At 70.3% G+C, this 24064-nt stretch carries 19 protein-coding genes; 9 read left to right on the top strand and 10 right to left on the bottom strand.

Translation table 11 applies throughout. From position 1 onward, the window contains the following. Positions 1-79 precede the first annotated feature (79 nt). Both ACWDAG_RS23595 and solA read right to left on the bottom strand, forming a co-directional pair. Positions 80-763, bottom strand: a complete 684-nt coding sequence (locus tag ACWDAG_RS23595) for a haloacid dehalogenase type II (protein WP_450697528.1) — start codon at positions 761-763, stop codon at positions 80-82. A 116-nt stretch (positions 764-879) separates the two neighbouring features. Then, the gene (solA, locus tag ACWDAG_RS23600; protein ID WP_450697529.1) at positions 880-2016 is read right to left on the bottom strand and encodes an N-methyl-L-tryptophan oxidase; all 1137 of its coding nucleotides are present in this window, start codon (positions 2014-2016) and stop codon (positions 880-882) included. A gap of 278 nt (positions 2017-2294) precedes the next feature. Here solA and ACWDAG_RS23605 point away from each other — a divergent pair, with 278 nt between their 5' ends. Then, on the top strand, positions 2295-3917 hold the full coding sequence (locus ACWDAG_RS23605; RefSeq protein WP_450697530.1) for a PucR family transcriptional regulator: 1623 nt from the start codon (positions 2295-2297) through the stop codon (positions 3915-3917). A gap of 291 nt (positions 3918-4208) precedes the next feature. Here the strand turns inward: ACWDAG_RS23605 and ACWDAG_RS23610 are convergent, their stop codons facing one another. Together ACWDAG_RS23610 and ACWDAG_RS23615 are read right to left on the bottom strand one after the other, a co-directional pair. Continuing rightward, positions 4209-5267: a tartrate dehydrogenase gene (locus tag ACWDAG_RS23610; RefSeq protein WP_450697531.1), complete on the bottom strand. Its 1059-nt coding sequence runs from the start codon at positions 5265-5267 to the stop codon at positions 4209-4211. 92 nt (positions 5268-5359) lie between these two features. Next, on the bottom strand, positions 5360-6244 hold the full coding sequence (locus ACWDAG_RS23615; protein WP_450697532.1) for a LysR family transcriptional regulator: 885 nt from the start codon (positions 6242-6244) through the stop codon (positions 5360-5362). A gap of 499 nt (positions 6245-6743) precedes the next feature. Here ACWDAG_RS23615 and ACWDAG_RS23620 point away from each other — a divergent pair, with 499 nt between their 5' ends. Both ACWDAG_RS23620 and ACWDAG_RS23625 read left to right on the top strand, forming a co-directional pair. Then, positions 6744-7067: a hypothetical protein gene (locus ACWDAG_RS23620; protein WP_450697533.1), complete on the top strand. Its 324-nt coding sequence runs from the start codon at positions 6744-6746 to the stop codon at positions 7065-7067. A 25-nt stretch (positions 7068-7092) separates the two neighbouring features. After that, on the top strand, positions 7093-7503 hold the full coding sequence (locus tag ACWDAG_RS23625) for an ankyrin repeat domain-containing protein (protein WP_450697612.1): 411 nt from the start codon (positions 7093-7095) through the stop codon (positions 7501-7503). Positions 7504-8256: 753 nt separating this feature from the next. On the opposite strand, the gene ACWDAG_RS23630 is transcribed toward ACWDAG_RS23625, so the two are convergent. Next, positions 8257-9417 (bottom strand): magnesium and cobalt transport protein CorA, encoded by a 1161-nt coding sequence (locus tag ACWDAG_RS23630; RefSeq protein WP_450697534.1) that lies wholly within the window; start codon positions 9415-9417, stop codon positions 8257-8259. Positions 9418-9562: 145 nt separating this feature from the next. On the opposite strand from ACWDAG_RS23630, the gene ACWDAG_RS23635 reads away from it, so the two are divergent. Then, positions 9563-10975 (top strand): DNA glycosylase AlkZ-like family protein, encoded by a 1413-nt coding sequence (locus ACWDAG_RS23635; RefSeq protein ID WP_450697535.1) that lies wholly within the window; start codon positions 9563-9565, stop codon positions 10973-10975. A 3-nt stretch (positions 10976-10978) separates the two neighbouring features. Here ACWDAG_RS23635 and ACWDAG_RS23640 read toward each other — a convergent pair whose 3' ends face one another. Then, positions 10979-11626, bottom strand: coding sequence for a LysE family translocator (locus ACWDAG_RS23640; protein ID WP_450697536.1), 648 nt, complete (start codon positions 11624-11626; stop codon positions 10979-10981). 79 nt (positions 11627-11705) lie between these two features. Between ACWDAG_RS23640 and ACWDAG_RS23645 the strand changes: the two genes are divergently transcribed. Further along, positions 11706-12572, top strand: a complete 867-nt coding sequence (locus ACWDAG_RS23645) for a LysR substrate-binding domain-containing protein (protein ID WP_450697537.1) — start codon at positions 11706-11708, stop codon at positions 12570-12572. A gap of 118 nt (positions 12573-12690) precedes the next feature. Next, positions 12691-12873 carry a 4-oxalocrotonate tautomerase DmpI gene (gene dmpI, locus ACWDAG_RS23650; protein WP_030940445.1) on the top strand — a complete coding sequence of 61 codons (183 nt, stop codon included), beginning with the start codon at positions 12691-12693 and terminating at the stop codon, positions 12871-12873. 122 nt (positions 12874-12995) lie between these two features. Here the strand turns inward: dmpI and ACWDAG_RS23655 are convergent, their stop codons facing one another. The 3 genes from ACWDAG_RS23655 to ACWDAG_RS23665 form a co-directional block, all read right to left on the bottom strand. Further along, positions 12996-13787 carry a S1 family peptidase gene (locus ACWDAG_RS23655; protein WP_450697538.1) on the bottom strand — a complete coding sequence of 264 codons (792 nt, stop codon included), beginning with the start codon at positions 13785-13787 and terminating at the stop codon, positions 12996-12998. Between the two features lie 205 nt (positions 13788-13992). Continuing rightward, on the bottom strand, positions 13993-16794 hold the full coding sequence (locus tag ACWDAG_RS23660) for an ATP-binding protein (protein ID WP_450697539.1): 2802 nt from the start codon (positions 16792-16794) through the stop codon (positions 13993-13995). A gap of 140 nt (positions 16795-16934) precedes the next feature. After that, positions 16935-17771 (bottom strand): response regulator transcription factor, encoded by an 837-nt coding sequence (locus tag ACWDAG_RS23665; RefSeq protein WP_450697540.1) that lies wholly within the window; start codon positions 17769-17771, stop codon positions 16935-16937. A gap of 117 nt (positions 17772-17888) precedes the next feature. On the opposite strand from ACWDAG_RS23665, the gene ACWDAG_RS23670 reads away from it, so the two are divergent. Continuing rightward, positions 17889-19565: an AMP-binding protein gene (locus tag ACWDAG_RS23670; RefSeq protein ID WP_450697541.1), complete on the top strand. Its 1677-nt coding sequence runs from the start codon at positions 17889-17891 to the stop codon at positions 19563-19565. Then, positions 19562-21154: an AMP-binding protein gene (locus ACWDAG_RS23675; RefSeq protein ID WP_450697542.1), complete on the top strand. Its 1593-nt coding sequence runs from the start codon at positions 19562-19564 to the stop codon at positions 21152-21154. The genes ACWDAG_RS23670 and ACWDAG_RS23675 overlap by 4 nt, the downstream gene beginning before the upstream one ends. A 96-nt stretch (positions 21155-21250) precedes the next feature. Here the strand turns inward: ACWDAG_RS23675 and ACWDAG_RS23680 are convergent, their stop codons facing one another. Next, positions 21251-21958: a hypothetical protein gene (locus ACWDAG_RS23680; RefSeq protein WP_450697543.1), complete on the bottom strand. Its 708-nt coding sequence runs from the start codon at positions 21956-21958 to the stop codon at positions 21251-21253. A gap of 183 nt (positions 21959-22141) precedes the next feature. On the opposite strand from ACWDAG_RS23680, the gene gcl reads away from it, so the two are divergent. Continuing rightward, positions 22142-23926: a glyoxylate carboligase gene (gene gcl, locus ACWDAG_RS23685; protein ID WP_450697544.1), complete on the top strand. Its 1785-nt coding sequence runs from the start codon at positions 22142-22144 to the stop codon at positions 23924-23926. Positions 23927-24064: the final 138 nt, after the last annotated feature.

The raw sequence follows: 24064 nt of genomic DNA on the forward strand, positions 1-24064 counted from the left end.
GATGCGGGGGATACGGGGAGCCCGTGACGCGGGGGGACGATGTGTGGGTCGGTGGGGGGTGGGACGGCGTCGTGGCGCGTCAGATGCCCAGCATCTGGTTGAGCTCGTCGAGGGACTTGACGGTCACGTAGTCGTAGCCGTGGGTGACCGGGTCGTAGCCGCGGTCCAGGAGGACGAGGTTGCGGAAACCCATGTCGTGCATCGGCAGCAGGTCGTAGCGGGTGTGCGAGGAGACGTGCACGAAGTCCTCGGGGGACGCGTCGAGCTGGTCGAGCATGTACTCGAACGCCGCGTAGCGTGGCTTGTAGTAGCCGGCCTGCTCCGCGGTGAAGACCGCGTGGAAGTCCGCGCCGAGCCGGGGCACGCTCTCCGCGAGGAAGGAGTCCTCGGCGTTGGAGAGGATCACCAGCTTGTAGTGCTCGCCCATCTTCTTCAGCGGTTCCGGCACGTCCGCGTGCGGGCCCCAGCTGCGCACGCCGTCGGCCAACCGCTTGCCGGCGTCCGGGGCGGCCTTCACGCCCCACTTGCGGCAGACCCGCTCGAACGCGTCCTGCAGCGTCTGCTCGTAGGGGCGGAACGCGTCGAGGATCGAGTCGTAGCGGTAGCCGCGGAACTCCTTGACGAACTGGTCCCAGTGCTCGGCCGGGATCTGGTCACCGACGAGTTCACGGGTGATGGGGGTCATCGGCCACTCGATCAACGTGCCGTAGCAGTCGAACGAGACGTACTTCGGGCGGAATTGGAACGAGGGGATGGGACGCATGGAAGTACTCCAGTCTCTTGTGCGTGGGTAACCGGTCATGGCCGACACGGATGGCTTGACATGCTCGCGACAGGCCTGTCGCTGTGCGGGGCGATGCGGTGGACGATCGCCGGCGATCAGGCGGCGCCGACACCCGCCGGAGCGAGGAAGCCGACCGGGTGCCGGGTGGTGCCGTCGAGCGCCAGGTCCGCGGCGATCTCTCCCATCGCGGGCGAGATCTTGAAGCCGCTGCCGGAGAACCCGGCCATGACGATGATGTCGTCCTCGCCGGGAAGATGACCGACGAGCGGGTTTCCGGACTGCGTGTAGCCCTCCATGTAGGCCGACATCCTGATGGGGTCGGGGTTCAGGTCGGGCATGAGTTCATCGATGAGCTCGCGGAAGGTGCCCAGTTCCTCGGGGCGGACCGTGCGGTCGAGCCGTTCGGGCTCGGGCACCGGCGCGTGGTACTTGAAGGAGAGACCGAGCTTGACGGAGATACCGTCGGGCGACGGGATTCCGAAGCAGTCGTGCGGTACGGCGCGCACGAACGGAGGAGCACCGCCCGCGAACCAGTCGTGACGGGTGGGCAGGTGCCAGGAGCAGACCACCCGCCGTACGTCGACGGCTTGGGGAAGGTCTGGGAGCAAGGTGTTGATCCAGGGGCCCACGGTCACCACGGCGACGTCCACGTGGTCCGTGCCCTGGTCGGTGACGACCCGCACCCCGCCGCCCGCCACGGGGACCAGCTCGCGCACCGTGGTGTAGCGGTGCAGCCGGGCGCCCAGGTACTCGGCACGGCCGGCGGCGGCCTGGATGGACGCCTCCGGCCTGATGACGGCGCCCAACCGGTCCAGGACGGCGATGTGTCCGTCCGGGAGCCGGTGCTGCGGGTAGCGGCGGGCAAGTTCCTCCCTCTCCAGGACCTCGTGATCCAGTCCCTGGGCGGTGCTGGTGGAGAGGAGGAGGCTCATGGACGGCGAGGAGGCCTCCCCCATCACCAGGCTGCCGCTGCGGCGTCGCAGCGACCGGCCGGTCTCCGCCTGGAGCTGCTCCCACATCCGGTCCGCCAGCCGCAGCAGAGGAATGTACGCGGGCTCCCCGAGGTGGACGGCCCGGTAGATGCGGCTCTCGCCCCCGGCCGCGCCGCGGTCGTGACCCGGTGCGTACCGGTCGTAGCCGATGACCTCGGCTCCGCGGGCGGCCAGCCGCCACATGGCCTGGCTGCCCATGCTGCCGGCACCGATCACGGCGACGCGCTTCGGGATGCGCATGAGGTCGCTCCTCTCGATGGTGTGGTCTGGGTGGCAGTCGGGCCCCAGCACGCTGCGGATACCGTGCGGACCTTTGCAGTTCGGATCCTGCCGGGGATGGCGTTCACTTTCCGCCCGGCGGAACCTGCAGGTCAACCCACACTGTGTTCCGGCCTGGGGCCTTCTCAAGACGGTCTGTCACGCCGGACGACCGGACTGCCCGAATGACGGGCCGCCTCTTGTCACGATGAGTGGCCGGTGCCATGGTGAGCCGGATTCCTTCAGAAGAAAGACCCCCTATGCCGCCCAGACACACCGCAACCGGGCACTTCCCCACTCTGAGGGAGGTACTGCTCCTGCCCGTGCTCGCCGAAGGGATGCCGCGCGTGCTGGCCGGGGAGTCACGGCTGGACATCGCGGTGCGCTGGGTGCACGTCACCGAGCTCCTCAACCCCGCGGACTTCCTGGAGGGCGGCGAGCTGATACTGACGACCGGCATGCCGCATCCCGAGGACGCCTCCAAGCTGCGCGGCTACGTCGACCAGCTCGCGGACGTCGGCGCGGCCGGTCTGATCGTGGAACTCGGTTACCGGTACCAGAAGGTGCCCCACGAGCTGGTGGCGGCCTGCCGCGCTCGCGACGTGCCGCTGGTCGAGCTGGCCCGTGGCGTCCGGTTCATCGACGTCACGCAGACGGTGCACGCGCTCATCCTCGACGCCCAGGGGGCCCTGCTGCGGCGCGGCAGGGACATCCAGAATATCTTCACCGCCCTGACATTGCGGGGCGCGGACCCCGAGGAACTGGTGCACACCACGGCGGAGCTCACCGGAGCCCCCGTGGTACTGGAGGACCTCACCCACCGGGTCCTCATGTGCGAGCTGCTCGGTCGGCCGTACGAACCGGTGGTCTCGGCCTGGTCGCGGCGCTCACGGGCCGCACCGACACCGGAGAGAATCACGCCGAGCGGCCCGGAGGGGTGGCTGATCGCACCGGTGCAGGACCACCACGGGCCCTGGGGGCGGCTTGTCCTGCTGGAGGGCCGGCTCAACGCCGAGCCCGACCCCGAACACATCCTCGTGCTGGAAAGCGCGGCGGTCGCGCTGACAATGGCGCGCCTGGCGGGGCATGCCTGGTGGGAGCGCCGGGCCCACCGCACCGTACTGCGAGACCTGTACGAACGGCGTTTCCGCTCCCCCGCCGACGCGCGTGCCCGCACCGAGGCACTGGGACTGCCCACCTCCGGACACCGGCTCTTCGCGCTGGTCATCCGCCACCCGTGCACCAGCGCCGAGGATGAGCACCTCGACGAACGGATCGCGAAGGCGCTGACGCACACGGGCGTGCGCGCCCTGGTCGGCGAGACGGCCCCGGGCCGGATCGGCGTCCTCATGGCACTGGCACAGGCGAGCGCCTGGCAGCCGGTCGCCGAGCGGATCGGCCGGCTGACCCGGGAAGAGCTCGGACCGCGGGCGGTCGTCGCAGTCGGCCCCGGGGTGACCGACCTCGGCGGGATCGCCCGGTCGTGGCAGGAGGCGGAGCAGACCGCCGAAGCCATCACCGCGGCCTCCCCGGAGCGGTGGTTCTACGTACCCGCCGACGTCCAGTTGCCTGACCTGCTGGGCGTCCTGCGGGCGGACACGCGTCTTCAGCGGTACGCGGAACGGCAACTGACCCGCCTCATAGAGCACGACGACCGCAACAACGGCGATCTGCTCCCGGCACTGCGCGCGTATCTCGCGGCGGCCGGAAACAAGTCGGTCGCGGCGAAACACGCGGGCATGTCCCGGCAGGCGTACTACCAGCGCCTGCACACCATCGAACGTCTCCTCGGCTGCGACCTGGAATCCGGCCTGCAGCGCACGTCCCTGCATGTCGCGGTACTGGTCCTGGACGCGGGCCAGGCGCCTGCTCCTGGCGCATGACCCCCGGCCGATGAGTTCACGCCGTCGGCGAGGATCGGCGCGCACACCCGGCGTCGCTCTGAAGAACGTCGATGAAGATCAGGCCCCCCGACCCCGCCTGGAAGCAGGCGGGGACCCCACCACGAGGCCGGGCAGTCGACATTGCCGATACCACAGAGCGCCCTGCACCGTTCGAACGACCCCTGCTACGGGTGCCGGTAGGGCGCGGATCGGAAAGAGGCGCAGCCGCCGGAGTGCCCGGCGAGCGGCGGGCGGAGTCGTCTCCGCCGCTCGCCGCGGAAGCGGACTGACTCAGAGGAGCTCGACCAGCTTGTCGGTGAACTCGGCGGTGGTCGCGGTTCCGCCCAGGTCACGGGTACGGGTATCGCTCTTGGCCAGGATCGACGCGATCGCATCCGTGATGTCCTTGGTCGCGGCGGCATGGCCGAGGTGGTCGAGCATCAGGGCCGCGGACCAAATCGCGCCCAGCGGGTTGGCGATGCCCTGGCCCGCGATGTCGGGCGCGGAACCGTGCACCGGCTCGAACATCGAGGGAAAGTCCCGCTCGGGGTTGAGGTTGGCCGATGGGGCGATGCCGATGGATCCGGCGACCGCGGCCGCGAGGTCGCTCAGGATGTCGCCGAAGAGGTTGGAGGCGACGACGACGTCGAAGCGGGCGGGGTCGAGGACGAACTTGGCCGCCAGCGCGTCGATGTGTTCCTGGCCCCAGGTGACGTCGGGGTGCCCGGCGGCCCGTTCGGCGATCAGCTCGTCCCAGAACGGCATGGTGTGGATGATGCCGTTGGACTTGGTGGCGGAGGTGAGCCTTCCTCGGCGGCGGGCGGCGAGCGAGAACGCGTAGTCGGCGATCCGGGTGACCCCGGCGCGGGTGAACACCGCTTCCTGGACGGCCAGTTCCTCGGACGTGCCCTGGTTCAGTCGTCCGCCGATCTCGCTGTACTCGCCCTCGGCGTTCTCCCGGACGATGACGATGTCGACCTCGCCCGGACGTGCACCGCGCACCGGACTGTCGATGCCTTCGAAGACACGGACGGGCCGGAGGTTGACGTACTGGCGGAAGCTGCGCCGAATCGGGATCAGCAGTCCCCACAGCGAGACGTGGTCGGGCACTCCCGGGTATCCCACGGCGCCCAGCAGAATCGCGTCCTTGTCGCGCAGCTGGTCGAGCCCGTCGGTGGGCATCATGGCGCCCTCCCGCAGGTACCGCTCGCACGACCAGTCGTACGACGTGTAGGACAGGCTGAAGCCGTGGCGGTGGCCGAGAACGTCAAGGACCTGCTGTGCTGGGGGCAGTACCTCGGCGCCTATGCCGTCGCCGGGGATCAGGGCAATGCGGTGGTTTGTCGTCATGCCGTCGATTGCAGCAAGGCGGTCCGTGGGGCGTCCAAGACGCAAAGCGGATATCCCATATAGGCGACGCCTATCAGCTCCAGTGGTGCCTGTCAGCTGCCGGTGGCTGTGGTGGCGGCCGTGACGAACGCGGCGGCTGCCGGCGACAGGCTGCCGCGGCGGCTGACGAGAGCGATGTCCAGGCTGGTCTCCGGCTCGATGTCCAGAACGCGGGCGCCCAGCCGCCGGGCGAGGTCCCGCCAGGAATCCATGATCACCGCGAGCCCCACCCCGGCCAACACCAGCGGCATGAGCGACACCCGGTGCTCCGTCTCGGCGGCGATGGTGAACTCGATGCCCTGTTCCCGCAGCGCGTCGACGTAGGCGCGCATCCCGGTACCCGGCTGTCCGACGATCAGCCTCTGTCCGGCAAGCTCGCGGCATTCCACCGCGGTCCGACCAGCGAACGGGCCGTCGGCCGGCACCATCAGCACGAAGCGCTGCCGCTCCAGCGCGTAGGCGACGACCCCCTTGTCGGAGAACGGCCCGGTGGACGCCAAGAGCCCCAGTTCCACGGCACCCGTGCGCACCATGTTGATGACATCACGTGCGGTGAACGCCGCTTTGATGGCCACGGAGACGCCGGGGTACCGGTGGCTGAAGGTACTCACCAGACTCGTCAGTGGTTCCACCGCCTGCGACGGCACGGATGCCACGTCCAGGCGTCCCTCACGTAGCTCGTGCACCGCCGCGACGCTCGCCCGTGCCGTCTGCAGACTCCGTACCGCCTCCCGGGCAGGTTCGATCAGGGCTCTTCCGGCCTCCGTCAGCACCGCCCTGCGTCCGATGCGATGGAAAAGCTCGGAACCGAGGTCACGCTCCAGTGCCCGCACCGCCTGCGACAGCGACGGCTGCGACACGTACAGGGCCGAGGCCGCACGGTTGAATCCACCGCGGTCGACAATCGCCAGGAAGTACTCCAGCTGTCGAACGTCCATACGTGCCCTCCGCCCTCAGGGAATCATCCGGCGACTCGATTGGCCGCGACCATGCTCGCGTGAAGGACCGCCTGGACGAAGCACGGACCACCGATGCATTGGCCGTAATCATCACGTGTCGGCGATGATCGGCGGCAACGGCAAATCTGCTGAGATTGTGGGAGGCGAGACATCTGCCGGAGAATCCGGCGGCGCTGGCCGACGAGCGGTACGACTCGTAACACACACCACACCCGTGACCTGCGAATTCACGATGCACACCACTCACTGGGCGACGTCGAGTTATCCAGCGTGTCGACCAGCTCAGGCGGGTGAACGAGGCGGCTTCCGGACGGCGCATCACGTTCGTCACGGAGGTCGACGAGCGGCTGGCCTCCGGCACCGTCATCGACATTGTGGAGATCAACGCAGAGATCACCGGTGTCGGTCTGGGAGTGACCGTACCGGCGGGGGGGGTGCCCCTATGTGTTTGGTCAAGGTGGTGGGTCAGGATGGCGGCATGACGATCTGGTTCCGCACCTACTACGAGGACGAAGATCTGTGGCTGTATTTCGAGGCCGATGACGAGGGCTGGGCGGCGCGACAGGTTGAGGTCCGGGGGAGGGACTCGCGGGCGGTGACGGCGGCCTCTTTGGAAGAGGTGCTGCACTTGCGTGATCACGCCGACCTCGCGGCGATGGGCCGCTATGAACGGCAGTACGGCGTCCTCGCCGAAGGTCTCTTGGACGGCTGGCAGGACCAGCCCGAGGCAGTCGAGATCTCCGCAGAGGAGTTCGAGCGACTGTGGACTGAAACAAGGCGGGTTCTCGGCGACTCAGCCTGACCTAAGCCGGGTGAGGATGGTCGGCATGACGGATCGGGATCGGTTGGGGCGGGCCGCGGTGCACTATGCGGCTGGTGGCGGGGACGTGGACGGCCTGAGGGCACTGTTGGCTGAGGGCGCCGACCCTGGGGCTGTCGATGCCGAGGGTTGGACTCCGCTGCATCTTGCTGCTCAGGCGCAGGCGCCCGCTGCCGTCGAAGTCTTGCTGGCCGCGGGTGCGGCGGTCGATGTCGTGGACCGTCATGGCAATACGCCGTTGTGGAGGGCGGTGTTCTGTTCGCGGGGCGAAGGCGGGACGATTCGGCTCCTTCTGGGAGCCGGTGCTGACCCTGACCGGGACAACGTTCATGGCGTCAGCCCGAGGGCGCTGGCGGGGCGGATCGCCAACTATGACGTGGCTGTTCACCTTCCGGCCGGGGACGACACTTCCTCCTAGACGCCTTCTGGCGTGGCTGGCTGGGGTTCGTAGAAGGTGCAGGCGCTTGTCGAACGCTTTCTTTCCGGCCGGGGTGACGGCGGTGGCGTGGTGTTCGCCTTTACCGACGTCCAGGCCGAGGAAGACGTCGATGTCGCCGGTGTCGATCACGTGCAGGCCCCTCCATCACGCTCTCGTCCGGCCTTGCCAGGGCACCGAGCTGCCACATCCACGTTACGGAGAGCTCTTCCGGCCTGTGAAGCCGGTGCTCAAGCCCCTCATCAGCGGTCCGTCGATGCCTCCGGATCCGGTGACACCACCCCCCGGATCATCAACAAGCAGGAGGGGGAAGTCATGCCGGACCCGAAGGCCGGAGGCCCCGTTGCGGAGCCACGAAGACGGTAACGGGGGGGGGATACGCCCAGGGCCCACATCGGGCGACCGTGTCGGCGGCCGGGTGCGGGCGTTGAGGCGGCGCATCGGTGTCACTATCTGTGATGTCTCGCAGGGGCAGTTGGATCGGCGGACCCTGGCGAACAGGGAGGATGGGGGGTTCGTTGCGCCGGGTGGAAGGTGGGAATGCCATGCGATTCTCCCCAGATTCTCCCCAGCGTTGAAAAATACTAAAACTGCCAGGTCAGAGGCTCGGTTACGGCAGGACGAGGAGATCACCCGCATCAATTCTCCCCAGGAGCTCCCCAGGGCCCGTCACGGCTCTTTCTCTGGAAGGTGCAAGAGCAATCAGTGCACACTGCTGGGGCGGCATCGGCCGCCCTACAGCCAGCCCCGACGCTTGAAAATAAGGTACAAACTCACGCAGATAACGCCCATCAAGCCGATCGCGAAGGGGTATCCGAGGCCCCAGTGCAGCTCGGGCATGTGGGAGAAGTTCATGCCGTAAATGGTTCCAACGAGCGTCGGAGCAAAGAGAATGGCCGCCCACGACGAGATCCGCTTGATCTCCTCGTTCTGCTCGAACCCCGCCTCCGCCAGGGCCCGCATCTCCGCGTTCTGCTGCTGGGTCACCAGCGTCGCGTTCACCGTGAGGATGTCGGTGAGGGCCTGGCGGAAGCCGTCGACGCGTTCGCTGGTGTGGGTGACATGGTCGGCGACATCCCGGAGATAGCGCTGGAGTTCGTCGTCCGTGCCGTATTTGGAGAACCCGGCGATCAGGCCGTGCAGCATGCCGACCAGGGGGCGGGTGGCGCGTTGGAACTCGACCATTTCGCGGGAGAGTTCGTAGATGCGGCGGGAGACCTCCGGGTCGCCGCGGAAGACCTCGGTCTCGATCTCGTCGATGTCGTTCTGGACGCCCGCCACCACCGGGGCGTAACCGTCGACGACCGCGTCGAGTATGGCGTAGAGGACAGCCTCCGGGCCCAGCTTCAGCAGCTCCGGCGACTCCTCCATACGGCGGCGGACCGCGGAGAGGTCGGGGGCGGCGCCGTGGCGGACCGTGATGACGAAGTCGGGTCCGACGAACACGTGCAACTCGCCGAAGTCGACCTCCTCCGGGGCGTCGAGATACCGGGCCGCCCGAAGGACGACGAACAGCGTGTCACCGTAGCGCTCCAGTTTTGGACGCTGATGCGCCTCCATCGCGTCCTCGACCGACAGCGGGTGCAGGTCGAACTCGGCGGCCAGGGAGAGGAGTTCGCCCTCGGTGGGGCGGGCGAGACCGATCCAGGCCATGCCGGACGGCTGGTCGCGCAGTTCGCGGAAGGTCTCGGCGAGGGTGGCCGGGGCGGACACGCGGACGCCGTCCCGGTACAGCGCCGCCTGGACGACGCTGGCCACCTCCGCCGGCTCCGGGGGCGCCGGATCGGCCGGCGCCGGTGTGTCGTCCGACGCCGGCGGCTGCGGTGGGGTCAGCGCGCGGCGCCAGACGGATTTCCTCGCGTCCTTGGAAACCGGACGGGCGCGTCGCTCGGACATGCGGCTGCCTCCCGGGTCGAAACCTGCGGCTGCGTGATCCCGGGCAGGATATACGGGGCAAATGGCGCCGGGGTGGCCTGGGCGTCCGGGATCGGGTGAGAATCGCGGACAGCAGGTGTCCGCAAGCGCGGCTAGCGTGCGGGGCATGACGAAGACGACAGCGACGGCTCCTGTGCTCGGTACCCGCGCGCTCAACCGCGCGACTCTCGAACGGCAGCTGCTCCTGCGCCGGTCCCCGCTCTCCGCCAAGGCCGCCGTCGAGCATCTCCTCGGGCTCCAGGCCCAGAACGTCAAGCCGCCGTACTACGCGCTCGCCGCCCGCCTCGACGGCTTCACACCCGAGGAGCTGTCGGGACTGATGGCGGACCGCGAGGTCGTCCGTATCGTCACGATGCGCTCAACCATCCACACCCACACCGCCGCCGACGCCCTCATCCTGCGTCCGCTCGTCCAGCCGGCCCGTGACCGTGAACTCACCAACTTCCGCAAGGGGCTTGCGGGCGTGGACCTCGACCGGCTGGCCGCTCTCGCCCGCGGTCTCGTCGAGGCCGAGCCGCGCACCATGAAACAGCTGCGCGAGGCCCTACAGACCGAGTGGCCCGACGCCGACCCACAAGCCCTCGCCATCGCAGCCCGCTGCAAGCTCCCCCTCGTCCAGGTCACCCCACGCGGCCTGTGGGGGAGAAGCGGCCAGGTCGCCCTGACCACCGCGGAGCACTGGCTGGGCCGCGGCCCAGCCGACCGCTCGATGGCATGGGCCGCGACTTCGCCGGGCGCGAATCCGTCGAGTGCGAGTGCGAGTGCGAGTGCGAGTGCGCAGGGCGCGGCTTTGCCTGTCGCGCTGGCTCAGGGCTCGACTCCGACGTCTGCGGCTGCGTCGGGTGCGGCTTTGCCTGCCACGCCGGCTCAGAGCTCCTCTTCGCCGTCTGCGACCGCGCCGGGCGCGGCTTCGCCCGCGGCCCATGCCCAGGGCTCGACCCCATCGAGCGCAACCGCACCTGCCGCCACTCCGCCGTCCGCCACCGCGCCGCTCGCATCCCCCGCCGCAACCGTCCCGTCCGCCGATGCCACCGTCCTGCGCTACCTCGCCGCCTTCGGTCCCGCCTCCGTCAAGGACATGCAGACCTGGGCCGGTCTGACGCGGCTGCGGGAGGTCTTCGAGCGGCTTCGGCCGCAGCTCGTGACCTTTCGGGACGAGGGTGGTGTCGAGCTCTTCGATCTGCCGGAGGCGCCGCGGCCCGACGCGGAGACGCCGGCCCCGCCGCGTTTCCTCCCGGAGTTCGACAACCTGCTCCTCTCCCACGCCGACCGCACCCGGGTCGTCCCGGCCGAGTACTGGGGCCGCAGCTGGGTCGGCAACCAGGCCTACTGCACGTTCCTCGTCGACGGCTTTCTGGCCGGGGTGTGGAGGCTGGCGGAGGGCGCGCTCGTCATCGAGCCGTTCGGCAAACTGACCAAGGCTCAGCGCGCGGAACTCGCGGAAGAAGGGGTGCGGATGCTCGACACCATGCACCCTGGCACGTCGTACGACATCCGGTTCGGGACCGTGATCCCGTAATCCTCAGTCCGCTCGGCCCGTCACCGCCACCGTCAGGCCCAGCCCGATCATCGCGAAGCCGCCCGCGCCGCCGATCAGCGACAGACGGCGGTCGGAGCGGGCGAACCAAGTTCGGGCGGCCGACGCGGTCAGGCCCCACAGGGTGTCCGTGACCAGGCCGATCGAGATCGGGATCAGGCCCAGCAGCAGCATCTGCAGCGGGACGTGGCCCGCCGCGTGGTCCACGAACTGGGGGAGTACGGCGGCGAAGAAGACCACGCCCTTCGGGTTGGTCACCCCGACGAGCACACCGTCGAGCACCGTGCGCAGATCGCCGCGCGCCGGCCCCGTCGGCTGCGTCCGGATCGCCGAAGCCCTCAGCTGCCTGCGGTGCCGGAAGGCCTGCACACCCAGGTAGACCAGGTAGGCCGCGCCTGCGAACTTCACCGCCAGATAGATCGCCACCGAACGCTCCACCAGCGAGCCGATCCCGATCGCAACCGCCACCACCAGCAGATACGAGCCGAACACATTGCCGACCGCCGTCGCCACCGCCGTACGGCGGCCGTGGGCGAGCGCGCGGCCGATGACGAACAGGACGCTGGGGCCCGGAATCACGATCACCAGCAGGGACATCGCGGCGAAGGCGAGGAAACGGTCCGTGGACACCATGTGCATCGCTCTCCTCCGGTCGCGTCCCTCGGGCGCTCATTCAAACAGCCGCCCGCCCGGCCCCTCTAGAGTCGGGCCCATGGAACTGCGGCAGCTCACCTATTTCGTGACCGTCGCCGAGGAGCTGCACTTCGGGCGGGCGGCCGAGCGGCTGCACATCGTGCAGTCCGCGGTGAGCATGCAGATACAGCGCCTGGAGCGGGAGCTGGGCGCCGAGCTGTTCGACCGGACGCCGCGCCGGGTGCGGCTCACGGCGGCGGGGGAGCGGCTGCTGCCCGAGGCTCGGGAGGTGCTGGCGGCGGCCGACCGGGCGCGTGCCGCCGTCGCCCCGCCGCCCGGCCTGAGGATCGGCACCAGTACGGGCCTGGGCGCGCATCTCGACCGTGTGCTCGCCGCGTTCGCGCGCCGTGCGCCGGAGGTGCCCGTCGAGCTGTTCTCGCTGCCGGTCGCCGAACGTCTGGCCCGGGTCGCGGGCGGCCAGTTGGACGCCGCCTTCGTACGGGCCGTCGAGCCGGTGCCGGGTGTACGGGTGCTGCCCCTGTGGCCCGATCCCCTGGTGGCCGCTCTCCCCGCCACACACCCCCTTGCCGACCGTGCGGAGATCGGCATCGAGGAGCTGGCCGAGCTGCCCCTCACCCTCACCCAGCGACGCAACAACCCCGCCCTGGTCGACCTGGTCGTCGGCGCCTGCCACGAGGCCGGGTTCGAGCCGCTGCCCGGACCGGCGGGCGGCTCCCTCCAGGACGCCCTCGCCACCATCGGCAGCCGCCCCCTGTGGACCGTCGTGTACGCGTCCCACGCGCGCGTCCTGCACAGCCCCCGCGTCGCCTTCGTGCCGTTCCGCGCGCCGGGACTCGCCCTGTCCACGGGCCTCGCCGTGCCCCTCAGTGCCCCGCCCCCGCACCTGGACACCCTGCTGCTGGCCTGCGGCGATCACGAGAACTGATCGCTGCGGTCGCGGTCTGCTCCTTGGTCGCGGGCGCCGATCGCGATGGACTGGTCCCACCGAAGAGGAACCGCTCACGGCGGGTCCGAACAGGCAACGCATTCAAGGGAGTTCAGCCATGCCGATCGTCACCGTCCAGCAGGGGCCCCGCGACACCGAGCTCAAGCGGGACCTCGTCAAGCGCATCACCGACGCCTTCGTCGACGCGTACCGGATCCCCGCTGAGACCGTTCAGGTGTGGATCCACGAGGTGCCGACGGACAGCTGGGGCGCGGCGGGGAAGCTCACCGCCGACAAGTAGTGCCACCTGCACGGCAAGTAGTGCATGGAAAGGGGGCGCTGCGAGCTGCTCGTGGTAGCCCGCAACGCCCCCTTGTCTCTCACCTGAGGGATGTGCTCAGGAGATCTTCTGGGGTACCCGTCCTACGAGTTGACCTGTGCGGTCACCAGGCTGGAGAAGGTGGTCAGCCGGGTGTAGACACCCGGGTACCCGGCCTCCGCACAGCCGTTGCCCCAAGAAGTGATCCCTGCCAGGACGCCCCCGATGAGCAGGGGACCGCCGCTGTCGCCCTGGCAGGTGTCTACGCCACCGGATGTGTATCCGGCGCAAACCATGTCGGTCTGGACGAACTCAGACCCGTACGAGCTCTTGCAGCTGGAGTCGGCCACGATCGGCACGGTCGCCGTCCGCAGCTGGTTGGAGGAGCTGCCGTTCTCCGAGGTGGTGCCCCACCCGAGGATGCGGGCGGTGGTGCCTGCCGCGTACACCGAGGTGTCCGAGGACTTCACGTACGACGCCGTCGTGTACGGCATCGACGTCGACAGCGTCAGCACGGCCACGTCGTCGCCGTTGGTGGCGTCCGTGTAGTCCGGGTTGATCCAGATCTTGCTGACCTTGCTGACCGTGCCGTTGGTGCCGTTCAGATAGGTGCGGCCGCCGACGACTCTGACGCTGCTGGTGGTCTCCCCGGCCATACAGTGAGCAGCGGTGATCACCTTGGTGGCCGAGACGAGGGTGCCGCCGCAGAACTGGTTCTGCGAGGCGTCCGTGATCTGCATGACGAACGGGTAGGCCGTGGTCGTGGTCGTGGTGCCGCCCACGATGGGCTGGGGCGCGGCTGCCGCGGAAGGTGCGCCGAGCAGTGCGGTGGCGGCCGCGGCTGCGGTCGCCGTGAGTACCGCGGCGGTCTTCCTGGCACGGTTGGACCCGAACATGAGTCTCCTCAGTGGGGGTTGCCGGTGGGGGGTCGCGCGGGTGTGGGGGGTTGTGCACGGGGGTCGCGGGACCGACCCCCGTATGCCCGGGCGAGCGGCACGTCCTCAAGCTAGGACGCGGAACCCCCGGCTCCCAATGAGGGAACCCCCTAGGGGGTTGTGTAAGGGAAAACCCTCGGTCGGCTTCAGTTAACCTGGCGCGCCGTCACTTCGCTCGCCGTGCCGCCGCCAAACGGACGATATCCACGCGCGAGCGGATCCCCAGCTTGCGGTAGACCCGGGTCAGTGTTGCCTCGACCGTCTTCACGCTGATGAACAGCCGCGCGGCGATCTCCCGGTTGGTCGCGCCCTCCATGACGAGCGCGGCGACCTGGCGTTCCATCGCGGCAAGCCCTTCCAGGCCCTCTGACGCGGCAGTGGGGGCGATCGGTTCCACCGGGCTCGCGACGGCGGCCGCCTCCACCTGACGCAACCAGGGCAGCGCCCGGCAGCGGCGGAACAGCCGGGCCGCCTCGTCGTAGGACGCGCGTCCCGACCGGCCGGGACGCAGCGACGCCAGCGCGAACGCGGCGCGTGCCTCCTCCAGGCCGTATCCCAGCTTGGCGAGGCGGTCCTGCGCCGACACCAGCTGGGCGAGCGCGGCCTCGTGCTCCCCGCGTGCGGCCCGCACCAGCGCCTCGGCCCGGTCCAGCACGGCGAGCACGCCCTCGCGTCCGAGCCGCAGGGCGTGTTCGCGTGCCACGTCGAGGAGCTGCTGCGCCTCGTCGGTCTCGCCGATGCGGACGAGGGCCTCGGCGAGGTCGCCGTGCCAGCGGCCGCGCGCGGGGTCGGTGATGCCGAGCCCGTTCTCCAGGTCCCGCACCCGGCGCAGGGAACGGACCGCACCCTCGGCGTCCCCGGCGACCAGCTGGGCGTGGCCGAGCGCGGTCAGCCCCCGGGAGATGTACATCTGGTCACCGGCTCGCTCGGCCAGCTCCACCGCCTCGCGGCCCAGCGTCAGCGCCCGCTCCACATCCCCGCCGGAGGCCTCCGCGAGGGAGGCGAGTACGGCGGAGGACGCCTCGCCGATCCCCGAGTCGCGAGCCAGCCGCATGCTCTCCCGGGCCAGATCGAGGGCCCGGCCGCAGTGCCCGGAGCGCAGTTCGGTCTCGGCGAGCAGACGCACGAAGTGCACCTCGCTCTCGACCATGCCGCGCCGGCGCGCCTCACGCAGCAGCGCGTTGACGGTGGAGCGGGCCTCGGGCAGCTGATCGCTCATGATCAGCCAGCGGTAGCGGGTGGCGCCCGCCCCGTTGTGGTGGCAGGCCACGTCGGGGAGTTGAGGTTCCTTCAGGGCGCGCTTGATGGTCGCGGGGGCGTCCGGGTGGCCCATCAGGGTCTCGGTCGTCGCCTGGAAGGCGAGCGCGAGGAGTTCGGTGCGCCGGTCGCCGGCCCGGGCCGCGAGCTCGGCGGCGTGCGCGGCTTCCTCCCGGCCGATGGCGAAGTCGCCCTCCACGACCAGTCCGCGCCAGGCCAGCTGGTAGTGGACCAGGGCGAGCAGCCCCGGGTCGTCACCGGCGTCGGCCAGCGCCTGCGGGTAGACGGTGTCGACCTCGCCGAGGGCCTGTCCGGCGGCCTCGATGACCACCATCCAGGCCCGCACCCGGTCCGCGGGCTCGGCGGCCCGGGTCAGTACGTCGCGGGCGATGTCCCGTGCGAGGTCCACCTCGCCGGCGGTGATCGCGTCCTCGGCGGCCCGCAGCCGGTGCTCGTCCGGGCCCGGCTCGCCGTCGGCCGGGGTGTGCCGGGCGGCGAGCAGCCCGAGCGACGCGGCGACCGAGGGTGCCCCGCGGTCCCTGGCCAGGGCGGCGGCCTCGGCGAGCCGGGCCGCGGCCTCCGGGTCGGTGCCGGTGGTCGCGAGGGCGAGATGGCGGGCGCGCTCGATCGGGTCGGAGGCCGCCGTGGACAGCGCGGCGTGCGCGGCCCGCCGCTCCTGCGCGGGCGCCTCCGCGTACAGGGCGGCCGAGATCAGCGGATGCGCGAAGCGTACGGCGGGGCCTTCCGGCTCGGTCGCCAGCAGCCCGAGTTCTGCCGCCTGCGCGGTCTCGGCCTCGGCGTTCTCCCGGCCGGCGTCGTGCAGCAGGGACAGGGTGGGGCGGGCGCCCACGCTGGCCACCAGGAGGGTGCGGCGGGCCTCGACGGAGAGCATGTCCAGCCGGTTCAGGACGAGGGCGCGCAGCGAGGTGGGCACCGGCAGCGGCTCGCCCGGCCGCGGCGGGGTCGGGCTCTCGGCCAGGGCGCGGCCCAGTTCGAGGGCGAAGAACGGGTTGCCGCCGCTGGTGCGGTGGATGTCCCGGACGGTGGACCGCGGCAGGCCGGTGTAGCCGCGGTGGTCGAGCAGCGACGACACCTGGGCGCGGGTGAGCGCGCCGAGCCGCACGGCCAGGGTGTCGGGCGGGGAGGCGCTCAGGTGGCGGTCGTACTCCTGGCCCTCGGTGCGGACCGCGCACAGCAGTTGCACCGGGGTGTCGCCCAGACGGCGGGCGGCGAAGCCGAGGAGTTCCGCGCTCGCCGGGTCCAGCCACTGCAGGTCGTCCGCCACGACGAGGACGGGGCCCTGCTCGGCGAGCGCGCGCAGCGCCGACAGGACGGCCAGGCGCAGGGCGAGGCCGTCGCGCTGGAGGGTGGACTCGCCGCGGCCGGTGAGCGCCGACTCCAGGGCGGTGCGCTGGGCGGCGGGCAGCTTGTCGTACACCTGGTCCACGACCAGGCCGAGCAGGTCGGCGAGGGCCAGGAAGGGGAGGTGGGATTCGGACTCGGTCGCCGAGCAGCGCAGCACGGTGCGGGCGGCTGTCCCGTATTCGGATGCCAATGCCCGCAGAGCGGTCGACTTTCCTATTCCGGCGGGGCCGTGGAGCAGCACGCTGCCGCCCCGCGCGAGCTGCTCGCGCGCCGCGCGTAGCAGCTCGTCCCGGCCGATGACCAGGTCGGGGTGGCGTCTGGCAGGCTCCCTCAAGTCCCCTCGCACGGTCGCCGCTCCCCTCCAAGTGTCGTGTTCGGGCCAAATTCTAGGCAATCTCGCTTTGAAATTCGGACGGACCACGTGGTGAGGGATATAACAACGGTCAGGCATGGCGAAATTCAAAGCACCGGTGAACGAATAGAGCGCTACGGCAGCAGCCCCGCCCGGCGGGCCGCGGCCACCGCCTCGCCACGCGTGTGAGCACCCAGTTTCCGCATCGCCGACCGCAGGTACCCCTTGACCGTCTCGGCCCGCAGCCCGAGCCGCTCGGCGGCCACCGCGTTCGTGGCGCCCGCCGCCACACAGGCCAGCACGTCCAGCTCGCGGGGGGCCAGATCGACCCCGTAAGCCTGCGTCTTCGGGGTGAGCAGCCCGCACACCCCGAGCAGTTCCGCCCGCAGCGCGGGATCGGTGATCCGCGGCGCCAGCGCCCGCAGGGCCGCATGGGCCTCCCGCACCTGCTCCCAGGCGGCACCCGCCGCCGGGTTCCGCTCCGGCTGGGCGCGGGCGGCCGCGGCCAGCAGTCCCCGCGCCTCGTCCCCCACGGCCAGCGCCTGCTCCACGTCCCGCGCGGCCTCCATCGCCGCGCCCAGTGTCCGGTCACCGAGCGGCTGCGCCGTGCGCAGGGCGCCGTAGAGCACACCCCGTACCCGGCGGCGTACGACCACCGGCACCGCGAGGATCGAACGCAGCCCCTCGGTGGCGACCGGGATGTCGTACTCGTGGCTGATCTGCCGCGACGAGGAGTAGTCCGTCACCGCGCACGGCCGGGCGAGCGCGACCGCCCGGCCGCCCAGACCGTTGCCGGAGGTCACCGGCAGCCCCCGCAGTGCGGGTGTCTCGGTGCCGCTGAGTTCGCTGATGCGCATGTGCCGGCGCCGCGGCTCCACCAGGCCGCCGAAGGCGACCGGAAGCCCGGTCGTGCGCCGCAGCCGTACCAGCGCATTGCGTATCTCGACCGCCCCGGCCGCGTCTGCTGTCACCTGCTTGCCCTTTCCCTGCAGCGCACACCCCCGTTCGGGGGTAGTGAGACCTGCATCACGGATTACACGATGGCAGAGAGCCGCCCGGCAATGGTCCGGTGATGAGGAGGAACGAGGATGACGACGGCGACGGAGCTCTTCCGCAGTGCGCGGGACTTCCTGCTGGAGCACCGCGAGGACTACGCGAAGGCGTACGAGGGGTTCAGCTGGCCCCGGCCCGAGCGTTTCAACTGGGCGCTCGACTGGTTCGACGTCATCGCCGACGGCAACGACCGGACCGCCCTGCACATCGTCGAGGAGGACGGGAGCGAGGTCCGGGTCTCGTTCGCGGAGATGTCCGACCGCTCCGACCGGGTGGCGAACTGGCTGCGCGAGCGCGGTGTGCGCGCCGAGGACCGGATCCTCGTCATGCTCGGCAACCAGGCCGAGCTGTGGGAGACGGCCCTCGCGGCGATGAAGCTGCGCGCCGTCGTCATCCCGGCGACCCCGCTGCTCGGCCCCGCCGACCTGCGCGACCGCGTCGAGCGGGGCCGAGTGAAGCACGTGATCGTACGGGCCGAGGACACCCCCAAGTTCGACGACGTCCCCGGCGCCTACACCCGCATCTCCGTCGGTGGTCTGCCGGAGGAGGGCTGGGAGCCGTATGAGGACGCGTACGTCCTCGCCCCCGCCGAGTTCCTCCCCGACGGCCCCACGCTCGCGGACGACCCGCTGATGCTGTACTTCACCTCGGGCACCACCGCCCGCCCCAAGCTGGTCGAGCACACCCACACCTCGTACCCGATCGGCCATCTGGCGACGATGTACTGGGTCGGCCTCAAGCCCGGTGACGTGCACCTGAACATCTCCTCGCCCGGCTGGGCCAAGCACGCCTGGTCCAACCTGTTCGCCCCGTGGAACGCGGAGGCGACCGTGTTCATCCACAACTACACCCGCTTCGACGCGGGCCGCCTGATGGCCGAGATGGACCGGGCAGGGGTGACCACCTTCTGCGCCCCGCCCACCGTGTGGCGCATGCTCATCCAGGCCGACCTGACCCAGCTGCGCACCCCGCCGCGCGAGGTCGTGGCGGCGGGCGAGCCCCTGAACCCCGAGGTCATCGAGCAGGTCCGGCGCGCCTGGGGCGTCACCATCCGGGACGGCTTCGGGCAGACCGAGACGGCCGTGCAGGTCGCCAACAGCCCGGGGCAGGAGCTCAAGACCGGCTCGATGGGGCGGCCCAGCCCGGGTTACAAGGTCGAACTCCTCGACCCGGTGACGGGCGCCCCCGGAGCCGACGAGGGAGAGATCGCCCTCGACCTGTCGGCGCGGCCCGTCGGCCTGATGACCGGCTACCACGGCGACCCGGACCGTACCGCGGAGGCGATGGCGGGCGGCTACTACCGCACCGGCGACATCGGCTCCCGCGACGCCGACGGCTACATCACCTACGTGGGCCGCGCCGACGATGTCTTCAAGGCCTCCGACTACAAGATCAGCCCCTTCGAGCTGGAGAGCGCGTTGCTGGAGCACGAGGCGGTGGCCGAGGCGGCCGTGGTGCCCGCCCCGGACGAGCTGCGCCTCGCCGTCCCCAAGGCGTACGTCGTCCTGGCCGAGGGCTGGCAGCCGGGCCCCGACACCGCGAAGGTGCTGTTCGAGCACTCCCGCGAGGTCCTCGCCCCGTACAAGCGCATCCGCCGCCTGGAGTTCGCGCCACTGCCCAAGACCGTCTCCGGCAAGATCCGCCGGATCGAGCTGCGCGAGGCGACCGCCGCGGGCTCGGCCGACGAGTACCGCGAGGAGGACTTCCGGTGACCGGACTGTCGTACACGCACGGGACGAGCCCGACCGTCCTGCTCGGGGACACCATCGGCGCCAACCTGGACCGGGCGGTGGCGACCTGGCCGGACCGCGAGGCGCTGGTGGACGTGCCGTCCGGGCGGCGCTGGACGTACGCCCAATTCGGCGCCGATGTCGACGAGTTGGCGCGGGCGCTGGTCGCGAGCGGGGTCGCCAAGGGAGATCGCGTGGGCATCTGGGCGGTCAACTGCCCGGAGTGGGTGCTGGTCCAGTACGCCACCGCCCGCATCGGCGCCATCATGGTGAACATCAACCCGGCCTACCGCACCCACGAGGTCGAGTACGTCCTCAAGCAGGCCGGGATCTCCCTGCTGTTCGCCTCGCTCAGCCACAAGACGAGCGACTACCGGGCGATGGTCCAGGAGGTGCGGGGCAGGTGTCCCGAGCTGCGTGAGGTCGTGTACATCGGCGACCCGAGCTGGCAGGCGCTGCTCGGCCGCGGGACCGCCGAGGCCTCGTACCAGGAGCTGTCCTGCGACGACCCCATCAACATCCAGTACACCTCGGGCACGACGGGCTTCCCCAAGGGGGCCACGCTTTCCCATCACAACATCCTCAACAACGGTTATTTCGTTGGTGAGTTGATCGCCTACACCGAGCAGGACCGGATCTGCATCCCCGTGCCCTTCTACCACTGCTTCGGCATGGTGATGGGCAACCTCGCGGCGACCTCGCACGGCGCGTGCATGGTGATCCCGGCCCCGTCCTTCGAACCGAAGGCCACCCTCGAAGCCGTCCAGCAGGAGCGCTGCACCTCCCTGTACGGCGTCCCGACGATGTTCATCGCGGAGCTGAACCTTCCCGACTTCGCGAGCTACGACCTCTCCACCCTCCGCACCGGCATCATGGCGGGCTCGCCCTGCCCGGTCGAGGTCATGAAGCGGGTGGTCGCCGAGATGCACATGGAGGAGGTCTCCATCTGCTACGGCATGACGGAGACGTCCCCGGTCTCCCTCCAGACCCGCAGGGACGACGACCTGGAACACCGCACCGGAACCGTCGGCCGGGTCCTCCCGCACATCGAGGTGAAGGTCGTCGACCCGGCGACCGGAGTGACCCAACCACGTGGTGTCCCGGGCGAGTTGTGCACCCGCGGCTACAGCGTGATGCTCGGCTACTGGAACGAGCCCGAGAAGACCGCCGAGGCCGTCGACCCCGGCCGCTGGATGCACACCGGGGACCTGGCGGTGATGCGCGAGGACGGCTACGTCGAGATCGTCGGCCGCATCAAGGACATGATCATCCGGGGCGGAGAGAACATCTACCCGCGCGAGATCGAGGAGTTCCTCTACGGCCACCCGAAGATCGCGGACGTCCAGGTCGTCGGCGTACCGCACGAGCGCTACGGGGAGGAGGTCCTCGCCTGCGTCATCCCGCGTGATCCGGCCCACCCGCCGACCCTGGAGGAAGTGCGCGCCTTCTGCGGGGGCCGGCTGGCCCACTACAAGGTGCCGAGCCGGCTGCAGATCCTGGAGGCCTTCCCGATGACGGTGTCCGGGAAGGTGCGGAAGGTGGAGCTGCGGGAGAAGTACGCCGCCCTGTAGCCGGACCGCCGGAGATCAGTCGGCCGGGTCAGGCGGCCGGCTGAAGCAGCACGCAACATCGCCCGCCCTGGGGCGCTGGACAGGCCTCGTAGCGAACTACCGCACCCCGGTGGCGTCCAACTCGTCGGCGAGGGCGTTGACCGGCTGTGGGGTGCCCGTGAGGTCCAGGACGAACAGGGGGACGCCCAGGGTGTCCGCGCGGGTGCGGGCGTCGGTGGCATAGCCCGCCAGGGAGAAGTAGACGCAGGCCGCCGACTCCGTCATGGCGGTCAGCCACAGGCACTCCACGTCCCGCAGCGAGGCCGGGTGCACGGTCGGGTCGACCTGCGCCAGCAGGCCGCGCGCGGCGATGCCGATGCCGGACGGGGGCCGCTGGTCGGCCCGGCGGATGTCCCGGTAGCCGAGCCAGCGCAGATACACGGCAGCGGCCGTCACCGCGTCCCGGGCGGTGCGGATGGTGACGGGCTGGAAGGGCCGGCGGCGCTTGGCCGGAGCGGGGGCGGTGGCCTCGGTGCCCGCCTCCGCGGTGGCGGTCTGTCCGGCCACCGGGATCCGCAGGACCGTCCCGCACTCACAGCCCAGCTCCGGGCGTGGCCACTGGTCCCGGCGGCCGCAGGAGCCGCAGCGCAGCGTGATCCAGTCCTCCGCCCAGGCCCGATGGGTGACAGCCACCGCCGTCCCGTGCCGGTCCAGCTCCGGGGCGACGAGCGCCCCGCACGTGCACGGATACGACGGCGCCGCATAGAGGTGCTCGCGCCGGCAGGCCGGACAGCGCACCGAGACGCTCTCTGACATGGCCCACATCGTCCTCCAGCGGGCCCCCGCTTGTCCTTCTCTTGACGGCCTTCCCTCGCCCACCTACATTGCTTCCAGATAGTAGAAAATAGTTTCCGCAATGTGGAAACTAGCTGGGGAAGTCGATTACGGAAGAGCTCACCGCGGGGCGCGACGGGAGGGCTGGTCCGACAGCCGAAGCAGGAGAACTCGATGGCACGTATGACCGCTGCCCGCGCGGCAGTTGAGATCCTCAAGCGCGAGGGCGTCACCAACGCGTTCGGTGTGCCCGGCGCGGCGATCAACCCGTTCTACGCGGCGCTCAAGGCCTCCGGCGGCATCAACCACACCCTCGCCCGCCATGTCGAGGGCGCCTCGCACATGGCCGAGGGCTACACCCGCACCCACCCGGGCAACATCGGTGTCTGCATCGGCACTTCGGGGCCCGCCGGGACCGACATGATCACCGGCCTGTACTCGGCGACCGGGGACTCCATCCCGATCCTGTGCATCACGGGCCAGGCCCCGACCGCCGTGATCCACAAAGAGGACTTCCAGGCCGTCGACATCGCCTCGATCGCCAAGCCGGTCGCGAAAATGGCGGTCACGGTCCTTGAGGCGGCACAGGTCCCCGGCGTCTTCCAGCAGGCCTTCCACCTGATGCGCTCGGGCCGTCCCGGCCCGGTCCTCGTCGACCTGCCGATCGATGTCCAGCTGACGGAGATCGAGTTCGACCCGGAGACGTACGAGCCGCTCCAGGCGTACAAGCCGGCCGCGACCCGCGCCCAGATCGAGAAGGCGATCGGGCTGCTGAACGAGTCCGCGCGGCCGCTGATCGTCGCGGGCGGCGGTGTCATCAACGCCGACGCGGCCGAACTCCTCGTCGAGTTCGCCGAGTTGACGGGCACCCCGGTCGTCCCGACCCTGATGGGCTGGGGCGTCCTGCCCGACGACCACGAGCTGAACGCCGGCATGGTCGGCCTGCAGACCTCGCACCGCTACGGCAACGCGACCTTCCTGGAGTCCGACTTCGTCCTCGGCATCGGCAACCGCTGGGCCAACCGCCACACCGGCAAGCTGGACGTCTACACGGCCGGCCGCACGTTCGTCCACGTCGACATCGAGCCCACCCAGATCGGCAAGATCTTCGCCCCGGACTACGGCATCGCGTCCGACGCGAAGGCGGCCCTGGAGCTCTTCGTCGAGGTGGCGAGGGAGCTGAAGGCTGCGGGCAGGCTGCCCGACCGCTCCGCCTGGGCGGCCTCGGCACAGGAGAAGAAGGCAACGCTCCAGCGCCGTACGCACTTCGACGACATCCCGATCAAGCCGCAGCGCGTGTACGAGGAGATGAACAAGGCGTTCGGCCCGGAGACCCGGTACGTCTCCACGATCGGCCTCTCGCAGATCGCCGGCGCCCAGATGCTGCACGTCTTCAAGCCGCGGCACTGGATCAACTGCGGCCAGGCGGGCCCCCTCGGCTGGACCATCCCGGCCGCGCTCGGCGTCGCGAAGGCGGACCCGGAGGCACAGGTCGTCGCCCTGTCCGGCGACTACGACTTCCAGTTCATGATCGAGGAACTGGCGGTCGGCGCGCAGCACAAGATCCCGTACGTCCATGTCCTGGTGAACAACTCCTACCTGGGCCTGATCCGGCAGGCGCAGCGGGCGTTCGACATCGACTTCCAGGTCAAGCTGGAGTTCGAGAACATCAACTCGCCCGAGCTGGGCGTCTACGGCGTCGACCACGTCAAGGTCGCCGAGGGCCTGGGCTGCAAGGCGATCCGGGTGACCGACCCGAACGAGCTGGGTGCGGCCCTGGAGCAGGCCAAGAAGCTCGCCGCCGAGTTCCAGGTGCCGGTCGTCGTCGAGGCGATCCTGGAGCGCGTCACCAACATCGCCATGTCGACCACCAACGACATCAGCAACGTCGTGGAGTTCGAGGAGCTCGCGACCGAGCTGGGGCACGCCCCGACGTCCATCAGGACGCTGAAGGTCTGACCCGGCCGACAGCTGAGGGGCGGTCCAACCTTCCGGTTGGACCGCCCCTTCCGCGTGCCCGGCTCCCAGGAGCCGTCCCCCGTTTCCCCCGTGAGATCCCCCGTTTCCCCCGTCATGGAGCCCGCCGCCCCCGTGTCG

This window comes from Streptomyces sp. NPDC001157 (genome assembly GCF_053598255.1).

What these genes read in the sequence shown, in the direction of transcription:
- ACWDAG_RS23595 (WP_450697528.1), bottom strand. Translation starts at nt 763, where the DNA reads ATGCGTCCCATCCCCTCGTTCCAATTCCGCCCGAAGTACGTCTCGTTC.
- solA (WP_450697529.1), bottom strand. Translation starts at nt 2,016, where the DNA reads ATGCGCATCCCGAAGCGCGTCGCCGTGATCGGTGCCGGCAGCATGGGC.
- ACWDAG_RS23605 (WP_450697530.1), top strand. Translation starts at nt 2,295, where the DNA reads ATGCCGCCCAGACACACCGCAACCGGGCACTTCCCCACTCTGAGGGAG.
- ACWDAG_RS23610 (WP_450697531.1), bottom strand. Translation starts at nt 5,267, where the DNA reads ATGACGACAAACCACCGCATTGCCCTGATCCCCGGCGACGGCATAGGC.
- ACWDAG_RS23615 (WP_450697532.1), bottom strand. Translation starts at nt 6,244, where the DNA reads ATGGACGTTCGACAGCTGGAGTACTTCCTGGCGATTGTCGACCGCGGT.
- ACWDAG_RS23620 (WP_450697533.1), top strand. Translation starts at nt 6,744, where the DNA reads ATGACGATCTGGTTCCGCACCTACTACGAGGACGAAGATCTGTGGCTG.
- ACWDAG_RS23625 (WP_450697612.1), top strand. Translation starts at nt 7,093, where the DNA reads ATGACGGATCGGGATCGGTTGGGGCGGGCCGCGGTGCACTATGCGGCT.
- ACWDAG_RS23630 (WP_450697534.1), bottom strand. Translation starts at nt 9,417, where the DNA reads ATGTCCGAGCGACGCGCCCGTCCGGTTTCCAAGGACGCGAGGAAATCC.
- ACWDAG_RS23635 (WP_450697535.1), top strand. Translation starts at nt 9,563, where the DNA reads ATGACGAAGACGACAGCGACGGCTCCTGTGCTCGGTACCCGCGCGCTC.
- ACWDAG_RS23640 (WP_450697536.1), bottom strand. Translation starts at nt 11,626, where the DNA reads ATGGTGTCCACGGACCGTTTCCTCGCCTTCGCCGCGATGTCCCTGCTG.
- ACWDAG_RS23645 (WP_450697537.1), top strand. Translation starts at nt 11,706, where the DNA reads ATGGAACTGCGGCAGCTCACCTATTTCGTGACCGTCGCCGAGGAGCTG.
- dmpI (WP_030940445.1), top strand. Translation starts at nt 12,691, where the DNA reads ATGCCGATCGTCACCGTCCAGCAGGGGCCCCGCGACACCGAGCTCAAG.
- ACWDAG_RS23655 (WP_450697538.1), bottom strand. Translation starts at nt 13,787, where the DNA reads ATGTTCGGGTCCAACCGTGCCAGGAAGACCGCCGCGGTACTCACGGCG.
- ACWDAG_RS23670 (WP_450697541.1), top strand. Translation starts at nt 17,889, where the DNA reads ATGACGACGGCGACGGAGCTCTTCCGCAGTGCGCGGGACTTCCTGCTG.
- ACWDAG_RS23680 (WP_450697543.1), bottom strand. Translation starts at nt 21,958, where the DNA reads ATGTGGGCCATGTCAGAGAGCGTCTCGGTGCGCTGTCCGGCCTGCCGG.
- gcl (WP_450697544.1), top strand. Translation starts at nt 22,142, where the DNA reads ATGGCACGTATGACCGCTGCCCGCGCGGCAGTTGAGATCCTCAAGCGC.